25 protein-coding genes are annotated in these 18,970 nt (G+C 60.1%); 16 read left to right on the top strand and 9 right to left on the bottom strand.

Annotation, left to right across the window (positions count from 1 at the left end):
- Position 1 precedes the first annotated feature (1 nt).
- The 3 genes from AC1ECN_RS31280 to AC1ECN_RS31270 all read right to left on the bottom strand — a co-directional run bounded on the left by AC1ECN_RS31280 (position 2) and on the right by AC1ECN_RS31270 (position 2,212).
- Positions 2-265 carry a hypothetical protein gene (locus AC1ECN_RS31280; RefSeq protein ID WP_477955097.1) on the bottom strand — a complete coding sequence of 88 codons (264 nt, stop codon included), beginning with the start codon at positions 263-265 and terminating at the stop codon, positions 2-4.
- 701 nt (positions 266-966) lie between these two features.
- Positions 967-1,434: a hypothetical protein gene (locus AC1ECN_RS31275; protein ID WP_017990595.1), complete on the bottom strand. Its 468-nt coding sequence runs from the start codon at positions 1,432-1,434 to the stop codon at positions 967-969.
- Between the two features lie 130 nt (positions 1,435-1,564).
- Positions 1,565-2,212: a S24 family peptidase gene (locus AC1ECN_RS31270; RefSeq protein ID WP_011650846.1), complete on the bottom strand. Its 648-nt coding sequence runs from the start codon at positions 2,210-2,212 to the stop codon at positions 1,565-1,567.
- Positions 2,213-2,354: 142 nt separating this feature from the next.
- Here AC1ECN_RS31270 and AC1ECN_RS31265 point away from each other — a divergent pair, with 142 nt between their 5' ends.
- The 9 genes from AC1ECN_RS31265 to AC1ECN_RS31225 all read left to right on the top strand — a co-directional run bounded on the left by AC1ECN_RS31265 (position 2,355) and on the right by AC1ECN_RS31225 (position 5,949).
- A complete protein-coding gene (locus tag AC1ECN_RS31265) occupies positions 2,355-2,546 on the top strand; it encodes a hypothetical protein (RefSeq protein ID WP_018485107.1) in 192 nt (63 codons plus the stop codon).
- Positions 2,543-2,761 (top strand): hypothetical protein, encoded by a 219-nt coding sequence (locus AC1ECN_RS31260; protein WP_024323226.1) that lies wholly within the window; start codon positions 2,543-2,545, stop codon positions 2,759-2,761. The genes AC1ECN_RS31265 and AC1ECN_RS31260 overlap by 4 nt, the downstream gene beginning before the upstream one ends.
- 245 nt (positions 2,762-3,006) lie before the next feature.
- Entirely contained in the window at positions 3,007-3,285 is a 279-nt protein-coding gene (locus tag AC1ECN_RS31255) for a sigma-70 family RNA polymerase sigma factor (protein ID WP_130661095.1), read from the top strand.
- Between the two features lie 32 nt (positions 3,286-3,317).
- Complete coding sequence (locus AC1ECN_RS31250; protein WP_130661096.1) at positions 3,318-3,683, top strand: hypothetical protein; 366 nt, start codon at positions 3,318-3,320, stop codon at positions 3,681-3,683.
- On the top strand, positions 3,649-4,044 hold the full coding sequence (locus AC1ECN_RS31245; RefSeq protein WP_130656875.1) for a hypothetical protein: 396 nt from the start codon (positions 3,649-3,651) through the stop codon (positions 4,042-4,044). The genes AC1ECN_RS31250 and AC1ECN_RS31245 overlap by 35 nt, the downstream gene beginning before the upstream one ends.
- Positions 4,041-4,340, top strand: a complete 300-nt coding sequence (locus AC1ECN_RS31240) for a GcrA family cell cycle regulator (RefSeq protein ID WP_130661097.1) — start codon at positions 4,041-4,043, stop codon at positions 4,338-4,340. Before AC1ECN_RS31245 ends, AC1ECN_RS31240 begins: the two co-directional genes overlap by 4 nt.
- Complete coding sequence (locus AC1ECN_RS31235) at positions 4,337-4,534, top strand: response regulator transcription factor (RefSeq protein WP_012756421.1); 198 nt, start codon at positions 4,337-4,339, stop codon at positions 4,532-4,534. The genes AC1ECN_RS31240 and AC1ECN_RS31235 overlap by 4 nt, the downstream gene beginning before the upstream one ends.
- Before the next feature lie 13 nt (positions 4,535-4,547).
- Positions 4,548-5,141: a hypothetical protein gene (locus tag AC1ECN_RS31230; protein WP_130747515.1), complete on the top strand. Its 594-nt coding sequence runs from the start codon at positions 4,548-4,550 to the stop codon at positions 5,139-5,141.
- A gap of 481 nt (positions 5,142-5,622) precedes the next feature.
- On the top strand, positions 5,623-5,949 hold the full coding sequence (locus AC1ECN_RS31225) for an NIPSNAP family protein (protein ID WP_130654853.1): 327 nt from the start codon (positions 5,623-5,625) through the stop codon (positions 5,947-5,949).
- Between the two features lie 406 nt (positions 5,950-6,355).
- On the opposite strand, the gene AC1ECN_RS31220 is transcribed toward AC1ECN_RS31225, so the two are convergent.
- The 3 genes from AC1ECN_RS31220 to AC1ECN_RS31210 form a co-directional block, all read right to left on the bottom strand.
- A complete protein-coding gene (locus tag AC1ECN_RS31220; RefSeq protein ID WP_130661098.1) occupies positions 6,356-7,177 on the bottom strand; it encodes an aminoglycoside phosphotransferase family protein in 822 nt (273 codons plus the stop codon).
- A 237-nt stretch (positions 7,178-7,414) separates the two neighbouring features.
- Positions 7,415-7,972 carry a dihydrofolate reductase family protein gene (locus AC1ECN_RS31215; protein ID WP_018068502.1) on the bottom strand — a complete coding sequence of 186 codons (558 nt, stop codon included), beginning with the start codon at positions 7,970-7,972 and terminating at the stop codon, positions 7,415-7,417.
- 535 nt (positions 7,973-8,507) lie between these two features.
- Positions 8,508-8,834, bottom strand: a complete 327-nt coding sequence (locus AC1ECN_RS31210) for a hypothetical protein (RefSeq protein ID WP_245276758.1) — start codon at positions 8,832-8,834, stop codon at positions 8,508-8,510.
- 205 nt (positions 8,835-9,039) lie between these two features.
- On the opposite strand from AC1ECN_RS31210, the gene AC1ECN_RS31205 reads away from it, so the two are divergent.
- Positions 9,040-10,614, top strand: a complete 1,575-nt coding sequence (locus tag AC1ECN_RS31205) for a carboxylesterase/lipase family protein (protein ID WP_130662746.1) — start codon at positions 9,040-9,042, stop codon at positions 10,612-10,614.
- 217 nt (positions 10,615-10,831) lie between these two features.
- Here the strand turns inward: AC1ECN_RS31205 and AC1ECN_RS31200 are convergent, their stop codons facing one another.
- Positions 10,832-12,259, bottom strand: coding sequence for a DUF1254 domain-containing protein (locus tag AC1ECN_RS31200; RefSeq protein ID WP_197727385.1), 1,428 nt, complete (start codon positions 12,257-12,259; stop codon positions 10,832-10,834).
- A 752-nt stretch (positions 12,260-13,011) separates the two neighbouring features.
- Here AC1ECN_RS31200 and AC1ECN_RS31195 point away from each other — a divergent pair.
- The 5 genes from AC1ECN_RS31195 to AC1ECN_RS31175 all read left to right on the top strand — a co-directional run bounded on the left by AC1ECN_RS31195 (position 13,012) and on the right by AC1ECN_RS31175 (position 17,183).
- A complete protein-coding gene (locus tag AC1ECN_RS31195) occupies positions 13,012-14,784 on the top strand; it encodes an adenylate/guanylate cyclase domain-containing protein (protein WP_130672130.1) in 1,773 nt (590 codons plus the stop codon).
- Positions 14,785-14,858: 74 nt separating this feature from the next.
- Complete coding sequence (locus tag AC1ECN_RS31190) at positions 14,859-15,500, top strand: sterol desaturase family protein (RefSeq protein ID WP_130672131.1); 642 nt, start codon at positions 14,859-14,861, stop codon at positions 15,498-15,500.
- A 147-nt stretch (positions 15,501-15,647) separates the two neighbouring features.
- Positions 15,648-16,256 carry a TetR/AcrR family transcriptional regulator gene (locus AC1ECN_RS31185; RefSeq protein ID WP_130654860.1) on the top strand — a complete coding sequence of 203 codons (609 nt, stop codon included), beginning with the start codon at positions 15,648-15,650 and terminating at the stop codon, positions 16,254-16,256.
- Between the two features lie 11 nt (positions 16,257-16,267).
- Positions 16,268-16,555, top strand: coding sequence for a YciI family protein (locus AC1ECN_RS31180; protein WP_018495315.1), 288 nt, complete (start codon positions 16,268-16,270; stop codon positions 16,553-16,555).
- Between the two features lie 4 nt (positions 16,556-16,559).
- On the top strand, positions 16,560-17,183 hold the full coding sequence (locus AC1ECN_RS31175) for a DNA-3-methyladenine glycosylase I (RefSeq protein WP_130672132.1): 624 nt from the start codon (positions 16,560-16,562) through the stop codon (positions 17,181-17,183).
- On the opposite strand, the gene AC1ECN_RS31170 is transcribed toward AC1ECN_RS31175, so the two are convergent.
- Entirely contained in the window at positions 17,180-17,716 is a 537-nt protein-coding gene (locus AC1ECN_RS31170; protein ID WP_130672133.1) for a peroxiredoxin-like family protein, read from the bottom strand. The genes AC1ECN_RS31175 and AC1ECN_RS31170 overlap by 4 nt on opposite strands.
- Positions 17,717-17,763: 47 nt before the next feature.
- Between AC1ECN_RS31170 and AC1ECN_RS31165 the strand changes: the two genes are divergently transcribed.
- Positions 17,764-18,564, top strand: coding sequence for a helix-turn-helix domain-containing protein (locus AC1ECN_RS31165; protein ID WP_477955107.1), 801 nt, complete (start codon positions 17,764-17,766; stop codon positions 18,562-18,564).
- 188 nt (positions 18,565-18,752) lie between these two features.
- Here AC1ECN_RS31165 and AC1ECN_RS31160 read toward each other — a convergent pair.
- The coding region (locus tag AC1ECN_RS31160; RefSeq protein WP_477955091.1) for a DoxX family protein at positions 18,753-18,970 on the bottom strand (218 nt) is incomplete at its 5' end.

Here is an 18,970-nt window from a genome sequence, read left to right as displayed (position 1 = left end):
CTCAAGCGTAAAGCTGATCGTGATCGGTGATGCCCATGATCTCGCGGGCATAGCGGTAGTGCTCCTCGACGCTGGCGGCAGCACCCCGCAGCCAGGACGGGCCGCGGATCGAATGTTCAGGACGGCGCAGAAAGGCAAAGCCGAGGGCGCCCATGCGCTGGGCCTCATTGGCCATATAGGCGCRGCAGTCGCCCATCGTGCGCGCCGTATTCCAGCGAGCATCCCGTTTGCTCTCCTCGGTCTCRATATTGCGGATGTGCTGCATCGCCTGTCCTCTCGCGCCTCTGATCGGCTTGTGAGAGAAAGGTATATATCATACCCTATTGCGTCAACAGCAAAGGTATAAAAAATACCCCAGTGATTGACGAGGTACGAATCGTAGGCGTATGTCTGGGGCAAGTGATTGGGCGACCGGGTGCAACTCCCGAGCTGACGAAGCCCAGCGGCGCGGGAAGCGAAAGTCCTTAAGTGCGCTGTCAGAAAATCAGGACGAGGGCGAAGCGAATGGCCCCTCTGGCACGTGTCCCATCCCGGCTCCGGCCTTCAGGACTTGGCCAATGCTCTCCCGGCTTCATGGGCTTTGCTCATGGGGTAGGGGGAAGCTTTGGCCGGAACCCTCCCTCACCAGCCTTCAGGAACCTTCTCCTCCTAAGCTGAAGAGAGAGGAGTGAGAACTGAAGTTGGAGTATGAAGCTAAGAGAAAAAAGAGGCCGGCCATGCGCATGAAATCGAAATCACCGACTAGGTGATCGAGGCGGGTCTGGATGCCATCCGGCAAGGTTCGGAACGAAATCCTAAAGACCGTAGATCTCCCGCGCGGCGCTGAACGCCAGGAGAAACACTGCGAAAGTTACGATATAGAACCAGATTCTGCCGGCGCGCGATGTCGGTTTCAGCATCTTTTGCCCTTCATAAGACGTTTGAATCATTGAGATATTCTTTAGCGGACGACCTCACGTCGCGACGTTATTGGCAATCGCTCGCCTTCAGGTAGAAACTCGACTGCCCATCCTTGAAAGCGTAGTTGTAGACGGCGAGTTCGGCCTCGCCCGAATCAAGCTTCGGCTTCCAGAAAGTGCACACGGACGGGGCAATGCCTGATTTCATAACGGCCCCATCCGTTAAAGGGAGGGAATCGCTCAGACGGTAAAAATATCGGACCGTCTTTCCCTCGACAGAGATGCGCTCAAGAGTGGTAATGGCGTCTATCTTCTGCGGCAGGTTAGCGTTCGCCTCGTCATTCTGAATTTTGGGAATGACGATCAGTTTGGTGACTTGGCTTGAACCGGCAAGAAACAGAACAATAATGATCGTTCTCGCGTTCGGAAATCGCTTGGCCGCCAGATGGCCGACAGCCGCGCCGATCGCCCCGAATATCCCCCCAACCAGGCCGTAAACAACCGGCGCCGGCCATGTTCCCATAAAAGCAAGCATTTCCCCTCCAATATTATCGTCTGCTGATCTGCCCGGCAGCTTGGTGATCAGGCTGCCGATGTGCGCACACCGGTGCCGGTAGTACACCCAAAAACGGATTGAGATCGTCGAGCGCGTCCGACATGGAACCTCACATCTCGATGATCGATCGGCGGACGCGGCCGACGATGGTGACGGCGCCCTGGAATTCCGGCGGCGGCACGTCCTCGTAGGACGCCGGCTGGAAGGGCGGGTCGTCGTTCGGGCGATAGCGCTTGTAGGTTGCAGCCCCCGTCTCGTCGGCGACGACATAAAGCGCGTTCGGCGCCAGGCGCTTGTCGCGCAGATTGACGAAGATGATCGAGCCCGGCGGCGAGATCTTGTTCATCGAATTGCCCTCGACCTCGAGCGCGATCCATTCGCCATCGGGCAGGTCGAGGGCGGCGACCGTCGGGAATTCCGAAAAATCGGTGATCGGCGCCTGCTCGCTCAGCTGCCCGGCGCTGACCCAGGAGATCTTCGGCACGTCGGCAACGGAGGCGGGCAGCTCATCCGGATCGAGCGCGTTGCCGGTGCCGAACTGCAGCCAGTTGAGATTGACCTTGAAAGCGCGGGCATACTTCTTCGCATCGGCAATGCCGAAGCCGTTGCGGCCGGATTCATGCGCCTTGTAGACATTGGCATTCCAGCCGAACCGATCGACGATCGCCTTCGGCCCGGCAAAGCCCGCATTCTTTCGGGCCATGACAAGGCGCTTTGCGCGTTCTTCGCGCTCAAATTGTTCCTGATCTTTCAACATGATATAAAAAATACCCTAAATTAAGGTACATGTCATGCCCTAATGTGCTTGACATTACGGGTATTAATTGTACCCTATTCGCCATGACACACAGCGACATCATCAACAACGGCCAGCCTTTCGAACTGGAGGAGACGGCACCATGAGGTTCACCATTTCCTCGGAAGAGCGGCTCGCCATGGACGTCATGCCGACCGGCGTCGTCATTCACCGGCCGCAAGGCCCAAGGGGAGGGCGCATGTCGGTGATCCCCGTTCGCAACGAGGATATCCCCTTCCTCGCCAAGGCCCTGCAGCAGGTGCTGAACGCCAACCGGGAGGTGGAATCGATATGACCATCTCCACCGCAACACCCGCCGGCGAGTTCCAGCGCCGCGGCGCCCGCTACACCGGCTGCCCGATGTGCGGCAAGGCGCTGTCGATTGCCGAGGTGATCGAGCGCCACTGCGAGAATTGCGACCGGCCGACGCGCCCGGAAGAGATCAGCGAGACCATGATCCCGCCCGGCGCTCAGCCGATCACCAACCCCGATAGCCCGGCCCCTCCCTGAGGCTATCGGCCGCTGGCGTCGTCGCTCCTCCCTCGGCGACGCCAGCATCTCGGGCGCGACTCTGTCGCGCCCACCGGGCGCGCTCGTGCCCGACCCAGGCGGCGGCCTGGCAGACGACCGGAGCCCTTGCTCCCAGAGCCCGCGCTCCGGTCGTCATCGATGAATTTGAAATCAAGCACATGGCGAGCCACCCGCTTCGGCGGCAACGGCGGACCGCGTTCGAAATCGGAAGGAAGGATCAAGCGATGAGTATCCAGCTCAAGGCCGCCCCGGCGCAGCAAGGCTCTCACATGAACGCGCTCGAGCTCTTCCGCTCCGGCCGGGACTATCTCGAAATCGCTGCCATCCTCGGCAAGTCGGTGCCCTCGGTGGAAACCGAGATACACAGGCTTCGAAGCGCCGAAAAGGGCGACACCGCCCACGAGGACCATGCCGGCTCGGAGATCCGGCGGTTTCCTCGCCGCACCGCCAGGCCCGGCGCCCCGGTCAATTTTGCCGGCGGGCGACGGAGGCTGCGGGTTTGAAGAGGCCATCTCAACCGGGAAAGGGACATCGCATGGCTAAGGACACAGTGAGCCAGGAGATCATGGAGATCCTCCGCCCGGTGCTGGGGGAGGAGCTGGCGGCAGCGATCATCGAGCATCGCAAGCGCACGCTGAAGAAGCCGCTGACGGCTTATGCCGCGCGGATGCAGGCGAGGGAATATCTCATGACCGGCGATCCGGTCGGCGCCGCCGAGATGCAGATCTTCCGCGGCTGGCAGGCGATCAAATGCGACTGGTACCTCAAGGAAAAGGCGAGGGAGGCCGGGTCGATCAACAGCAGCACGAGAAGGACGACAGTGGATGCCGCAAGAGATTTCCTCTCCGGTGAAGATCATAGCTGGGATGCTTTCGGGTTTCCCGGCGTCCGCAGGCACTGATCCAGACATGCAGATCCGCGCCTATCTCGTCGCGATCGAGGGCATCCCGCTGGAGGCGGTCTGGCAGGCCGCCAAACTCTTCATCTCCGGAAAGGTCAGGGATCATAACCGTGCCTTCGCCCCGAGCTCAGCCAGTTTCGCCGAGCAATGCCGCAATCAGCAGGCGGCGATCGAGGCGGAGAGCCGGCCGCGCATGGAGGCGGAGCCCGAGAGGCCGCAGCCGAAGGTGCCGGCCTACAAGATGAAGCTGCTGCGCGACGCCGCCAATGGCAGCCGCAGCGCCAAGCGGGAGCTGGCGAAGATGTTCCCCGACAACCCGATCATTGCAAGGGCCGCACGACACGAGGAGGCAGTGAGATGACCATCACCTTTTGGACGGAAGACAAGATCGTCAAGGCGGAAAAGCTCTGGAAGGAAGGGCTGTCGGCAAGAGAGATCGCCAACCTGTTCGGCTCGAAGAAGAACACCGTCATCAACATGGCGCATCGCAACCGCGACAGGTTCCCCTCGAGGCAGGACACCTGGCATCCGCAGCCGAAGGCGGGCCCGCCCGTCCAGCCGATCCGGCACCCCGACCGCGTCACGCGGGTGACCATGTCAGGCGCGCATGTGACGATGCCGCGCGTGCCGTGCGTCGACGGGCCTGCAGAGCCATGAGCACCGTCACCCCACGCGAAACCGAAGTGATCCGCTGGATGGCGGCGGGCAAGACCGCCGCCGAGATCGGCACCATTCTCGGCATCTCCCACATCACGGTGAATACGCACATTGCCAACGCCAAGGCGAGGCTCGGCGTCTTCAAGGATACGGCGCTGGTCGCCGCGGCACTCAGAAACGGCATCATTCGATAGAAGGACGATCAGCATGGGCGGCAAGGCCACCAAGGTGAAGACGGGACGGGTCAACAAGGGCGCCGGCCGTCCGCGCAAGGAGAATGTCGAGCGTTTTCCCTGCGGCAAGATCAAGCCCTTCGAAACCGAGAAGGAGAATATCAGCGTGGCGATATCAGCCCGCCGCCGCATCCACGGCTTTAACAGGACGGTTGATGACGAGACGGTCAAAAGCCCCTTTGCCGGTTACACCCTCGGCCGCATGTTCCTCGACGGCCTGATCACCGCCGAGCAGCGCCAGGCCGGCGACGACTATGCCGAGGCAATCGCCCGCTACCACAAGACCACAGGCATCCCGGCCCCGAGCCCCAGGGCGCAATCGCTGTTCTCAGTCAAAGGCCACGAAGGCGAGCAGACCGAAACCTTCGCCGACCGCGCCCGCAAAGCCAGCAACCGCATGATGGCGCTGCAGGGCATCCTGCTCCGCTGCCCGGACGGGCCGCAGGTGCGCAGCATGGTCTATAATGTGACGGTGATGGACTACGAACATTTGCGCCAGATGCCGCCGCAGCAGTTGTTGTGGCTGCGGAGAGGGTTGACGGCGTTGCGGGGGGCGAGGGGTGGGTGATGGGGGGTAAGGCTCCTCTCGGGTGTCCGGGGCTGCGACCTCTCTCCAGCCTCATCCTGAGGCGCCCCGCAGGGGCCTCGAAGGACGGGGCGGGCCTCCCGCCTGCCTCGATATACCAATGCTGCCATTGGCGTCCAGCCACCCGCCCTCGTCCTTCGAGGCTCCGGCCTTTGGCCTGCGCACCTCAGGATGAGGGCTGGTCGGTGCGCCGTGCCGCTGCACCCTCTGCAACCCCGGCCAGCGCCGGGCAGGCCAAGCGCTGATCAACATCACCAGGGGAGCAAAATTGCCAAGCCTAAACACAGGCGATCGGCTTGACAGTAAATTAGCGGTTCGCACATACCTGCAGGGCCTGTTCCAATAGGGATATTGACGGATCCACCGTGAAATTGACGTTGCTGCAAGTTTTGAGGACATTGTGGGCGCAGGGGACCAAGTGCCAAACATATGTCGTTCTCAAGGGACATAAGGAAGCAAGACTGTGATCTACGAGCTCAGAATTTACGACTGCCTGCCCGGCCGATTGCCCGCGCTGCTCAACCGCTTTGCCGAACATACGCTGGCAATATGGGACAAGCACGGCATCAAGCAGGCGGGTTTCTTCACCACAATCGTGGGCGAAAGCAGCCAGCGTCTCACCTATCTCATCGCCTGGGAATCGCTAGCCGATCGCGAGGTGAAATGGACAGCTTTCACCACTGATCCTGCATGGCTTAAGGCCCGCGACGAGTCAGAGCGCGACGGGCAAATCCTCTCCAATATCTCTAGCCAGCTGTTGTCACCGACCGCCTTTTCGGCGGTAAAGTAAGACACCACCGATCCCCGCTTGCCGCCAGTCGGAATTCCACCCGATCTGGTCATCCGCGGAAGCGATGAAGAACGGCAKCTCCTAGAACAGGATGATTTTAGGCCCRGTCGGCCTAAAATCTGAATCCTGTTCTAAATTAAATAGTTGGAGCATGATGTCGTCCGAAAACCGACCACACTTTTCGACATCATGCTCTAGGATATCGCCAACGCTGCCCGAAAGGCCGGAATGGGGCGCTTCGCCGACGGCTCTTCATCACCGTCGGCAAAATCGCTTCGGTCAGATTCAGTGGCTTCGGAGAGCGAAAGCGCGCCTGCACCAGATGCCGCCGCTGCTGCTCTGGTGGGCGAGCAGGGCTGACGGCGGGGCGACGGCCGGGTGACGACGGAGCTGCTCGGCCCGACGCTCATCCGCGTGGGCGCTGGATCAGGTCCATCGCATGCTCTTCCATCCAGGCGACCTCAAGCATGCCCTCATCAAGCACACCACGGCTGGCCAATTCGGTCTCCCAGGCGGAACCCGCTGTAGCAAGGTTGCGCATATGTTGCTGCATTTGCCGAACCCGTTCGATTCCGGCCTGCATGATGCCGATCTCCGGCGTTATCCCGTAGGCATCGAGCAGCAATTGAAAGCGTCGGGCTTTCTCGCGGACGCCCGTTTGCAAGCCATGCGCCTCGCATTTTTCGTCACGCCAGAACGGCACCCAACGCCAGGCAACAAAGCCGAGGTCCCAGGCGCGCGGTCCCGGCGCTGCCGCGTCCCAATCGATGAAAGCCACGGGGAGCCCTGCTTGAAAGACCGTATTCCACGGCGTCAGGTCATTGTGGCAGACCGTTTCAACAGGGTGGCGGGCGTCAAGTCGCCATTCGCGATCTTTCCATAAGAAGCTGGCCGCAGCATCGTGGTAGGATCGCAGCAATTGTCCCAGGCGCTCGAGGACGCTGTCGCGCCAGACATAATCCGGGAGACGGAGATCGAAGCGGCCGCCCTTATCGGGAAGGAAGCCTTCACCGTTGCCGACGTCACCGTCGATATAGGTGAGGACTTCCCGTCCCTGGTCATCGAGGCCGAGCGCACGCGGGCAGCCATCATATCCCTGCAGCTCGACGTGCCGCAGCAGGTCGAGAACGGCGGGAGACCACGCGCGCCCGCCGCGCCGCACCGTTTCGCCGATGCGCACGACATTCGAATCCTTGCCGCCGATAAGAGGAATTTCTGGCTCGTCCATAGCCTAGCTTAGGCGAGGGCGAACTGACGGGTCAACGGACAAGATACCCGCAAAGGCGAGGAGCGTCGAACCGACGTCATCGATGATCGCAGCGGGCAATAGCCGCGAAAGCCCGGACTCCCGCGCTATCCGGTTCATGCCGGGAACTGCCCCTCACCCTAACCCTCTGCCCGTTCTGACGGGGCGAGGGGACGTGCCCTGCGAGACGTGGCGGGGAACGGAGAGGTCGCGGCGGGCTCAGCGGCGGACGCGGTAGCGGATGTGCGTGGCCTCGGGTGTATCGATCACCCGAACGATCTCCAACTCGACGCGCGATGGTAAGACTTCGAACATTCGGCGGCCACATCCGAACAAGACTGGAACCTGGTGTATTTGCAGTTCGTCGAGCACGCCAGCTTCCAGCGCCCGTTGCGCCGTATACGCGCCAAGCATCAACACGTCCCGGTCCCCGGCGGCGGCCTTCGCTTGCGCCATTGCGCTCTCGATCCCGTCGCTCACGTATTTGACCAACGGATAATTCGCGACGGATGGCCCGGGCGGCCTGTGACTGGGTACGAAGATCGCGACACCGTGATTGTCACCGCCCCAGTGATCGACCTGCTCCACGGTTCGCCGACCCGCCAGAATCGCACCTGGCGCGTTCCATTCGTCCCACAATTGTCCGACCGGTCCGGTCGGTCGGGAAAAATCCCCGTACCACTCGTGCAACCTCATAAAGTCATCGCCGCCGGGATTGCCCACTTCATCGTTGGGCCCCGCGATATACCCGTCCAGTGACATGGACATGAAGAGCACTGATGTAGACACTTTTATCTCCTTTGGTCTTTTTCCAAACTGGGGCGGTGGGAATTCGCTCTGCGGGTGGGCTATTGATGCAAAAGCTCGTTCAGGCAAGCGGAGAGCGCGGGCGGACGGTCTTGATGTTCCCAAGGACGCTCGAGCGACGCTGACGCCGACATCCCGAATACGGATTTTGGGTACTGCCCTATCTCACAAGGGGCCGAACCATGCTCGAGCCGACTGGTTTGGTCCGGCCCCATATCCAGCGAACCCTATCCATCACACAATGGGACCAGACAGCTAGGATAGGCGGGTCGTCTACGCCCGGGACCGGCCCGCGATAGCGCCGCTCACTTATCGCGCCGGCATGTCCTTTCTCCCCGCGAGCGGGGTCCGAAGGACGGGTCGAGACCTGTGGCTCGACCCCGGTCGGTGGCGGCAGCCGGATGAGTGGCAGGCGGCGATCTCTGTGCGGGATTGCCGCATGACATGGGATCCGCTGCTCGCGTCCAAAACGCCGCGGGTCTAAGACCGGTTGACCGCCCCCGAGCTACTCGGCCCACCGCCGTTCAAAGAACTTTGTCCTGACGCCCAGATAAATGAGCGCGAGCAAGAGGCCGATGCCGACATAGGAGTTGATGTAGAATGTTGCGAGAAAGGTCAGGGCGATGCCACTGCCGCAGATGAGCCCGAAGCGGATCGAGTATGGCTTGCCTTTTCCTTTCCAGCCGAAAACAACAGACATGGTCAGCCATACCAGGAAGATGAAGGTGATCGGCCCCCACTCGGACAACCAGAAAGATCGGAACCACACCCCCGACATGGCCAAGAGGCACCCTAACACCAACATCAAGGCTCTCGTCATCCAAGTCTTCATGGTTCCACCGCCGAAAAAATAAAAGCCGTCGCTTCAAAAGCTTTATATGCGGTTAATGGGGTGCCTTCTGTCGTCTGCTCTATGGAGCGCTATGGCAATTATCCACCGATAGCGACTTTGGTCGACGTCGGACGGTCGCTTTTCGTTGACGCGCTATGGGAGTATTTTGCTTTCAAACTGTCTCAACTTGGCGCTGGAGAGTGCAGTGTTTGTGGACGGCCGTCGCAAGTTCCTGCTCTTTTTGGCCGTCGCATCGTGTCAGCTGACTTTCGCGCCACGATTGGCTGCCGCAGACGATACCGTTACAATCGACAGCGGAATGCTGAAGGGTGAGAGGTCGGGCACGGTCGTCAGCTTCAAAGGCATACCCTATGCGGCACCGCCGGTTGGTGACCTGAGATGGCGCAATCCCAGACCGATGAAGCCATGGAGCGGGACCAGGGATGCCCGCAATTTCGGTCCGTCCTGCATGCAGACCGACGACCTGCCGAAGTCAGAGGATTGTTTGACCCTCAATGTCTGGACACCCGTCAAGCGTCCCCGGACGCCCCTCCCGGTGATGGTTTGGATTTACGGCGGCGCTCTTGCCCATGGAAACACCCCTCAATATCCCGGTGGTCAGCTGGCCGCCCGGAAAGTTGTGTTCGTCAGCATGAACTACCGCATGGGCCGGCTGGGTTATTTTGCCCATCCTGCACTGATCAAGGAAGCCCCTGACGAGCCCGTCGGCAACTATGGCTACATGGACCAGCTTGCAGCCTTGAAATGGGTCCAGAAAAATATCGAAGCCTTCGGCGGTGATCCGAAGAAGGTGACGATATTCGGAGAGTCGGCCGGTGGCGGCTCGGTGATGGCGCACATGATATCGCCGTTGTCACGGGGGCTTTTCCGGGGCGCCATTCTACAGTCACCGGGTCTCCCCACCGCGCGTGCTGAGAGCACGCCTTTGTCACCTTTGAAAGCAGCGGAGAAAACCGCGTTGGACTATGCGGCTTCTCTGGGAATCAATGGGAGCGATGCCGATGCTCTCACCGCCCTTCGGGCGCTGTCTGCGGAAAAGCTGACCGAAGGTGCATCGGCACAAGAGGTGCTGGCGGGAATGTCGACGGGCAAGCCCGTCATCGGCATCTCAGGCGCGATTATTGACGGACGGTTTTTGCTCGAAACGCCGGAAGCGGCTTTTGCGGCAGGCCGTCAAGCGCCGGTTCCGGTCATCGTCGGGGCAAATGATCGTGATCTCGGTATCGGTCAGGCCGCGACGAAAGACGATCTCTTCGCGCTCTTCGGGAAGCATGCAGTCGAAGCCCGCAGCCTCCACGATCCCACGGGCCAACAGACCCTCGATGAGCTGAAGCAGCAGGTTCTGGCCGACAAAACACTTGTTGAACCATCCCGCCACCTCGCTGACGAGATGATCCGCGCTGGTCAGCCGACGTGGTGGTATCGGTTCTCCTATGTCGCTGAGGCTCTCCGCAACGATCCGGCATGGAAAGGCACTCTGCACGGCTTCGAAATTCCGTTTACGCTCGATATTCCAAACGCACTGGTGAAAGACAAGGTTACGCCTGCCGACTGGGCCATGGCCACATTGGCGAGTGCCTACTGGGTTGAGTTTGCGGCGAGTGGTGACCCCAATGGAGGCTCACGGCCAAAATGGCCTCAGCACGACCCATCCGTCCACAGGGTCATCGACTTCACCAATCACGGCGTGACGTTCGGAGCAGATTCGCTGAAGCTGAGGCTCGACCTCTGGCAAAGCTATTGGGAGGAGAAGAGGTGACGGGGTCGGTGCGTCGGCGAAGCCCCATGTCAGAGTTCCCAAAGAGACGGCCACGTGTCCAGATCCGGTCAAAGCACAGCACCATTGTTGATCGCCCAAGTACACCGAGGCGCACGACGTTCGAATCCCTGCCGCCGGTCAGAGGAATTTCTGGCTCGTCCATCGCCTGGCTTAGGCGCGGGCGAACTGACGGGTTAACGGACAAGATGCCGGCACATCACTGAGCGGTTAAGCTCGGCAAACCCTGAACCTTGGTGATCGGAGGGGGATTCCATTTGCCGGTGAGGGCTTCGGCCCTTGGGCTGTAGAGACGCATGGTGAGGTTGAACGCCCCCTTGGGTGCGGGCAGCCAGTTGGCTTCCTTGTCTTTGCCGGGGCTCTCGTTCTGGAAATAGATGTCGAGAGAGCCGTCGGCATTGATCTTGAACGGCATCCAGCTGCTGGCCGCAAACCGGTTGAGTACGCTTGCCACCTGGAAACCGTCCGTGTCGTAGAGCGTGATCGACCAGAAAGCGTTCACCGGCGGCGTTGCTCCCTTCTCGAAGTGAATCATATACTTGTTGGCGCCATCGAGCGGCTTGCCGGTTTCGTCGGCGAGGTTCAGCGGGTAGATCGCGTCTTCAGGAAGATTGGCGCCGAGCCCGAATTGCGTGACGATCGCCCGCTTCAGGTAGTAATTTCCGTAGACGCCCATGGTGTCGGTATTCATCGACCAGCCATTCGCAACGCGCGAAAGGGTCGGCAACTTCCACGCCATCAGCTGCTGGGCCGCTTCGGGCGCATCTTCGAGCGCCTTCTTGACGGCGGGGGCGAGCTTATCGAAGTCGAAGCTCTTGCCGGGCTCGATGCCGATGCGTTTCATCTGCGCGATGATCGGCTGGTCGGTCATGTGGGGCGGGTGCAGCTTCAGCAGTTCGGCAGCGTAGGTGAAGTATGTCGCGGCCGACATGGTATCGACCTGAATCTTCGGCGGCGTTTTCATATCGACGCTCGGGTCGATCTTGGCCGTGACCGGCTGGGCCGCCTTGCCCCAGTCAGACAGCGGCGTGACCGTGTAGCCTGCTTGAATGGCATGCACGGCAGCGTAATCCGCAGGTCCGTCCGTCTTGGTGCGTCCGATGATCCAGACATACGGGGTCGGCGCGGCAAGCCGCGTCACGCCGTCCGGAACCGTCCCCGTCCAACCGGGCGGCGTGACGAGAAACTGGCCCGCCGCCGTTCCCGTCGTCCGCCAGCCCGGCGATGCGAAGACATCTGTCCACATGTCGAGCATCGGCAGGAGATAATAGCGTCCGGCCGTATCCGGCGCCGAAATAATCAACGGCTCCTTGGTAAGATCCAGCCACGCAATGGAGTAAAGCGTATCGAAATTCGAACGCACGACGCCTTTGAAATCGGCGGGCGGATATTCCGGAACGTTCACGAACATATTCATCGGCCCTTTGCCAAACTCCTTGCCGGGCTCGACATTGGTGAACTGCTTCCGGGTGACGTCCATCGACAGCAGCGGGTAGAAGTAGACGTAGGCATCGACGCCGATGTTATGCGCCTCCTGCTCCGAAATCGCCTCCTGAGCAAAAGCGGCCTCTGAAAGGGAAAGACCGACAACAAGTCCTACCGTGAGTGATATTGCACGTTTGATCATCATCATGTCCTCATCGATAACAGTCGGTTCGAAGCCTGGGGCGGCGGTTCAGGTGAGATGCTGGAGGCGTGTTGACGGCCATGGCATCGGCCGGAAAATCGGAATGGATTTTCGGAAAGCACGATGCGTGGATTCAATATGTTGGAGCGTCCGAAATGACGCACGGCACTCTAGGGCTTGTCGTCGTCCATCCCCGGTCCGGTCGTCTCATAGACGTTGAAAAACGCGTCCGACAGGATCGTGCTTGCTGCTGCGGCAGTGCGTGTGCTGAGGCTTCAGTCCCAGCTGGAACCCCTTCATGATCCAGCTATTGCCCTCGGCATCGTCTGGAAGAAGCGCCGTGTTGCCCTTCTTCCAGCCGAGCCCGCTCGTCCCCTCGGACCAATTTCTGCCCTTGAGATAGTGCCTTTACCGAAAGTTGCAATTACGTCGAAGGAGGTAGGCCGTGACCTCATGAAGGCGGCAGATCCGGGGCCGCTAGCGGACTGGCAACTTCAGGCTGCGGATCTTCAAAGAGCGGACATTCGGATGGGCGCGGACATCGTCTTGACCCGAGCCTGAGTGGGCTTTCGGGACGACCGCGTTGGACGGCCGGGAGCATGACAGAGCCGTCATTGCGTGGGGCCACAACGTCGGCTGCGTCCACATGAGCCATGACCACTCGATCTCAACCAGGATCGCTCTGAGCAGCGGCTGAAAGTTCTTTCTTGCCCTCTGTCTCCCTGTTATCTTGGACGTTGGGAGACAGCGCCATGAGCGAGAACCGAAAGCTGGCTGCAATCCTGGCCGCGGACGTGGTCGGGTACAGCCGGCTTGCTGGCGCCGACGAGGATCTCACCCTGGCGAGGTTACGCACACTGCGCAGCGATCTCATCGATCCGACGATCGCCGTGCACCACGGCCGGGTGGTAAAGCGCACCGGCGATGGTGCGCTGGTCGAATTCCGCAGCGTAGTGGACGCCGTGCGCTGCGCCATCGAGGTGCAGAACGCTATGGTGGAGCGCAATCACGGCGTCCCGCAGGACCGTCGCATCGAGTTCCGGATCGGTATCCATTTGGGCGACGTCGTCGAGGAAAGCGACGGCGATCTGATGGGCGACGGCGTCAACATCGCCTCGCGATTGGAGGGCGTCGCCGCGGCGGGCGCGATCTGCCTGTCCGAGGATGCCTATCGCCAAGTCAAGGCGAGGCTCGACCTCTCGGTCAACGATCTCGGCAGCACGCAGCTCAAGAACATCGCCGAGCCGATCCGGGTCTATTCGCTGCAAGTCGGCAGCGCAGCGACCAAGTTGGCCGCGACCTCGGAAACCGTGACGAGCCAACCGGCGACGGCAGCGCCGCCGAAGCTGTCGATCGCCGTCCTGCCCTTCGCCAACATGAGCGGTGACGCCGAACAGGACTATTTCGCCGACGGCATCTCGGAAGACATCATCACGGCGCTATCGAAGCTGTCGCAGCTCTTCGTCATCGCGCGCAATTCGTCGTTCACGTTCAAGGGCAAGAACGTCCAGGTGCAGGAGGTGGGCACGAAGCTCGGCGTGCGGCATGTCCTTGAGGGCAGCGTCCGCAAATCGGGAAACAGGGTACGCATCACCGCGCAGCTCATCGACGCGACCACCGGCGGGCATCTATGGGCGGAGCGGTTCGATCGCGACCTCACCGACATATTCGCGGTTCAGGACGATGTCACGCAGCAGATCGTCGATGCGCTGGCGGTCAACCTGACAGAGGGCGACCGGCAAAGACTTGCGCCGGGGCAGACCCGGCACCCCGAGGCGTATGACTGCTTCTTGCGAGGCCGGGAGCTGTGGCACCGGCTGACGAAGCAAACGAACAGCGACGCCCGCAACCTTTTGCAACGTGCCGTCGAGCTGGACGCGTACTTCGCCTCGGCGCACGCCTTCCTCGCCCTTACCCACGGGCTCGACTACCTGAACCGGTGGAGCGCGTTGCCGCAGCGCTCGCTCGAGCAAGCCGAAGAGGCTGCGACGCTGGCGGTAGCGCGGGATGATAGCGATCCCGTGGCACACTGGGCGCTGAGTCTGGTCAGCCTTTACTTGCGACAGCACGATAGAGCCATCAGCGAGGCCGAGCGTGCGATCGTCCTCAATCCGAACTTCGCCGAAGGGCAGGTCAGCCTCGGCGAGGCACTCATCTATTCGGGCAGATCCGGGGAGGCACTCGCCTATTTCGATCGGGCGAGTGTCCTGAACCCGTACTTTCCGGATATCGTTCTCCACTTTCAGGCCTTGGCCCTGTTTCAACTGGGAAGGTACCAAGAGGCCGCCGAACTGTTGCTGCAGCGCATCAGCCGCAACCCCATCACCGATGTCTCGCGCGCGCTTCTGGCCGCCTGTTACGGGCACCTCGGCCGTTTCGAAGAGGCTCGCGCGACGTGGCAAGAGGTGATGCGCGTCAATCCCGACTACTCCTTGGAATACCGTCGCAAAGTCTTGCCCTTCAAGAACCCCGCCGATTTCGAGCTCGTCGTGGAGGGGCTGCGCAGGGCCGGTGTCGTACGATGACGGTGACGAATGTCCGATCTTGAACCTGTTGCCGCCATTTGCGCAGGGGATGAGCAATAGCCGGTGCCGGCGCAATGACGACCTCCAGCGTGATCGCCAGCAAGATCTGCTTTCAGGAAGAAGCTGCGGTGTCGTGCAGGACTGCGCTTCGCACAAGGCCGCAAGGCGCGGCCAATCAGAGGTGTGTTGCCATAGTCACCGCATCACAGTCCATCCGGTCATACGAGCAAGCGCATTGCCAGTTTTTGGACCGTCTCGCGCACGTCGCCGGAACGGCTTTATCTGCTGATGCACGCTGTTTCGCATCCGTTCAACGCAGTGCTCGTTCAGGCGTTTGCGATCATTCTGCCGATCTGGCCCATGGGATACTCACCCGACACGGTCTGATCTTTCTCGTGATCAATGCCGTTCACGGCATCATCAGCCATTTCAACGTTGATCTGCGCCTGGGATGGGCCAATTACATCTTCGTTGGTCCGGAAGTGCATCGGTACCACCATTCTGCGGACGTGAATGAGGCCAAGAATTACGGCGCAACTCTGACACTTTGGGACCAGATCTTTGGCACCTTCGTTTTCCATCCGGGCCTTGCACCACAGGACCTGGGCGTCTCTCCGGACGCAAACCTGCCCCCTATCAGCAGATTCCGTCAGTCATGGCCTTGCCCTTCCGACGCTCTGGTCAGGAAAGCTTTGAGCAAGCGGACCACGTTTTAGAAAAGTGAGATCTCGGCGCTGATCGTAGGCCGTCTGTTCCAAATCTCGTTTGGCGGTTAACTCTTGACGTCTTTAGGTCGATTGTCCTAAAGAGCTTGTAGGGCAATTGTCCTACTCGATGAGCGATAGCGATGGAGAACCGGGCACTTGGGGGCATCGACTACACGACTGCAGATTGTTGAGGCTGCAGACAAGCTCTTTTATGAGCGGGGATTCGAGGCGACGTCCTTCGCCGACATTGCGGCAGTCGTCGGACTTTCGCGAGGCAACTTCTACTATCACTTCAAGACGAAAGACGAGATTCTCGATGCGGTGATCGCCCATCGTCTTTCAAAGACCAAGGCAATGCTAGATGCGTGGGAGGCTGGGGCTGAAGCCCCCAGCGAACGGATCAGAAGCTTCATCCACATGCTCATCATGAACCAGACAAAGATCATGGCCTTTGGCTGCCCAGTCGGCACGCTTTGCAACGAACTCGCCAAACTCGACCACACTGCCAAGGACGAGGCGACCAAGCTTTTCACTCTGTTTCGCAATTGGCTTTCGCGCCAGTTTGCCGCACTTGGCCGTGAGACCGATGCCGACGCGCTTGCCATGCACATCCTGATGCGAAGCCAGGGTGTCGCCACACTCGCGACCGCCTTCCGCGACGAAGCATTCGTCCGCCGTGAAGTCGACGATATGTGCCTATGGTTGGCAGTACAGCGACCCAATCTATCCGATCATCCCGAATCCGTTTCCATCCAGAATTTCTGAAGGGCCCCCGTTTGTTCGTCGTTACACTTAAATTCTCCGCCAACAAGGCCCGAGCGTCCGCCCTTATGGAAGGGCATAATGCCTGGATCAAACAGGGCTTTGACGATGGTATCTTTCTCCTTACCGGAAGCCTTCAGCAAAGTGCGGGCGGAGCGGTTCTCGCCCACAACACATCCCGCGCCGATCTCGAAATGCGCCTCCAGCAAGATCCTTTCGTGGTGGGGGGTGTCGTAAGCGCAGACATTCTTGAAATTGCACCGGGCCGCACCGACGACCGCTTGGCCTTTCTTGGGGCATGAGAAATTGAGCGCGACGATCTTCGGCCCGGATGGGCAGCCGCGTTGCCGCTGGTGCGCAGCCGCTCCGGAGTTCCTGCCCTACCACGACACCGAGTGGGGCTTTCCCGTTGATGATGACCACCGCCTGTTCGAAAAGCTTTGCCTAGAGGGTTTTCAATCAGGCTTGAGCTGGCGGACGATCCTGGCCAAACGCCAGAACTTTCGAGCTGCCTTTCTCGGTTTCGACTTTGACCGCATCGCGCAATTCACGGAGGCCGACATTATGCGCCTGCTCCGGGACGATGGCATCGTGCGCCATCGCGGTAAGATCGCTGCGGTCATAAACAACGCTCAGCGTGCCCGGGAACTGGTGAAGCAGGAGGGATCGCTCGCCGCCTATGTCTGGCGCTTCGAACCGAAGGCGACGGAGCTTGCTGCTCCGCAGACTGCATCCACCTCAGCCGCGTCCATCGCCATGTCGAAAGACCTGAAGAAGCGCAGCTGGTCATTTGTCGGTCCCACCACAGTCTATGCTTTCATGCAGGCGATGGGACTGATCAATGATCACGCCGAAGGCTGCGTATTCCGAGACAGGGCCGAGTCGGCTAGAGCTGCGTTCCAGCGTCCCAGTGCCGCCAACCGGACTTAAACCTCGCCGATATATTCACCTCTTGCCGGGTAGTCGTTTTTGATGACGAAATCCAAAGCTTGCACCATCTCGACGAAATTTGGTCGAGCGAATGGCATGGATTGCACCGAGAGCCAATAGACCGTTTGATCCGGCTTGATCAGGAAGACCCCCGGCTCGGAAAACAGTTGGGGCTCCTCGATGCCGATTGAGGTTTTTCCGCGCGAGGATGAAATGTAGAGACCCCATTGCCGTGCCACGCTTAAAGGCAGACCGAAGCCGATACGCAAGTGCTCAGCACCAATCTTATCGGCCATTTGCCAGGCGCGGTCTTCCCCATCAGAGCTTATGGCGATTGTAGTGACTCCGCGCTCGTCGAAGGATGGCGTCATCCGCTCCAGCTCCTTGAGATAGATGCCGCAGACCGGGCAGTGGAGACCACGGTAAAAGCAGACGAGCGTCATAAGCGATGGCTTTTCGCGGGTGAGATCGAACTCTCCATGCTGGAGGGTTTTGACGGTCAAATGAGGGCCTATTGTTCTCGGGACTAACATCGATCAACTCCGCTTGTGTGATGCTTCCGACGCCCAAGTTGACGTTGGTGCTTCAACATTCCATAGTCAGAGCCATCAATGGTCCTGAAAGCATGATCGAGAATCCGAAAATCCTTCCGAAAGTGGATCGCCTCTCAGCCTTCTTCGACACGTTCGAGCTGGAAGCCTCGCTGGAACCGCCGCGGGCCAGCGACGGACAAGCGAGGCTATTTGTAATCGGCGAACCGGGGGGGCGTGCGGAAAGGATCATCCTTTGCCTGCGCGGCGACACGACCCCTGAATCGCCAGCTTTGGTAACAGCAACGGTCGATTTCGAGGGGGCACACAACCCGCTCTTGAACGCGCTGCCGGATCAAGTTCTGGTCGAAATCAGCGACATTCCAACCCTTCGGGACACAACAGCCGCTTTCCTGGCGGAGGCCTTGGAATCCCGTTGCGGGCGCAGTGCGGCCCTCAACCGCCTCTGCGAAGTGATGGTTTTGCTTATTCTGCGGACAGCGATCGACCGTGGTGCAACAGGACCTGGCTTACTGGCAGGCCTGTCCCACTCCTCTTTACACCGGACATTGGTAGCTATGCATGATGCTCCGACTCGCGCTTGGAACATCGAAGACCTTGCTGCGATGGCGGGGATGTCACGGAGCCATTTCATGGCGCTGTTTCGCGAGGTGGTCGGCACAACGCCGCAGGCTTACTTGACCGGATGGCGTTTGACCRTTGCTCGACGGAAACTCACCAAAGGAGCGAAGGTGAAGGCGGTGGCGCGTCAGGTCGGCTTTGGCAGTGCTGCTGCATTTTCTCGAGCATACTTCCGGAAATTTGGGCACTGGCCATCAGTCCGATCGTAGCACTGAGCATCTAAATCATATTCTGCGGACCTTCGCTTTCGGATTGTTGCATATGTCGAGGCTGGCCACTCGCAGTATTCATTTCCGGGTTATCGAGAGCTTTGCGGTCAAGCTGACCCAGCCGTGGCGTCACTACGGCCGGGCCCTGGCAGGTCAATCTTGCTAACAGTTTGACCGAAAGAGCTGGATCAGGCAGCCCGGCGGCCAAACCAATGTGCAAGCCAATGGTCGATCGACAGCTTTCCCGGTCCCCATGCCATGAGCGACAGCGCCATCGCAGCCCAGGTAATGTGGATCGGCCATCCGTCCGGCACCGTGAGCTCGACGATCAACGTCATGAACAGCAGGCCGGTCGCCGCAAATCGGGTAGCGAAACCCAGGACCAGCAAGATCGGAAAATCGGAAA

The sequence above is a fragment of the Rhizobium sp. 01N447_2 genome (genome assembly GCF_056399245.1).
Note: the sequence above shows the minus strand (reverse complement) of the source record. Positions and strands in the feature narration are given on the sequence as shown.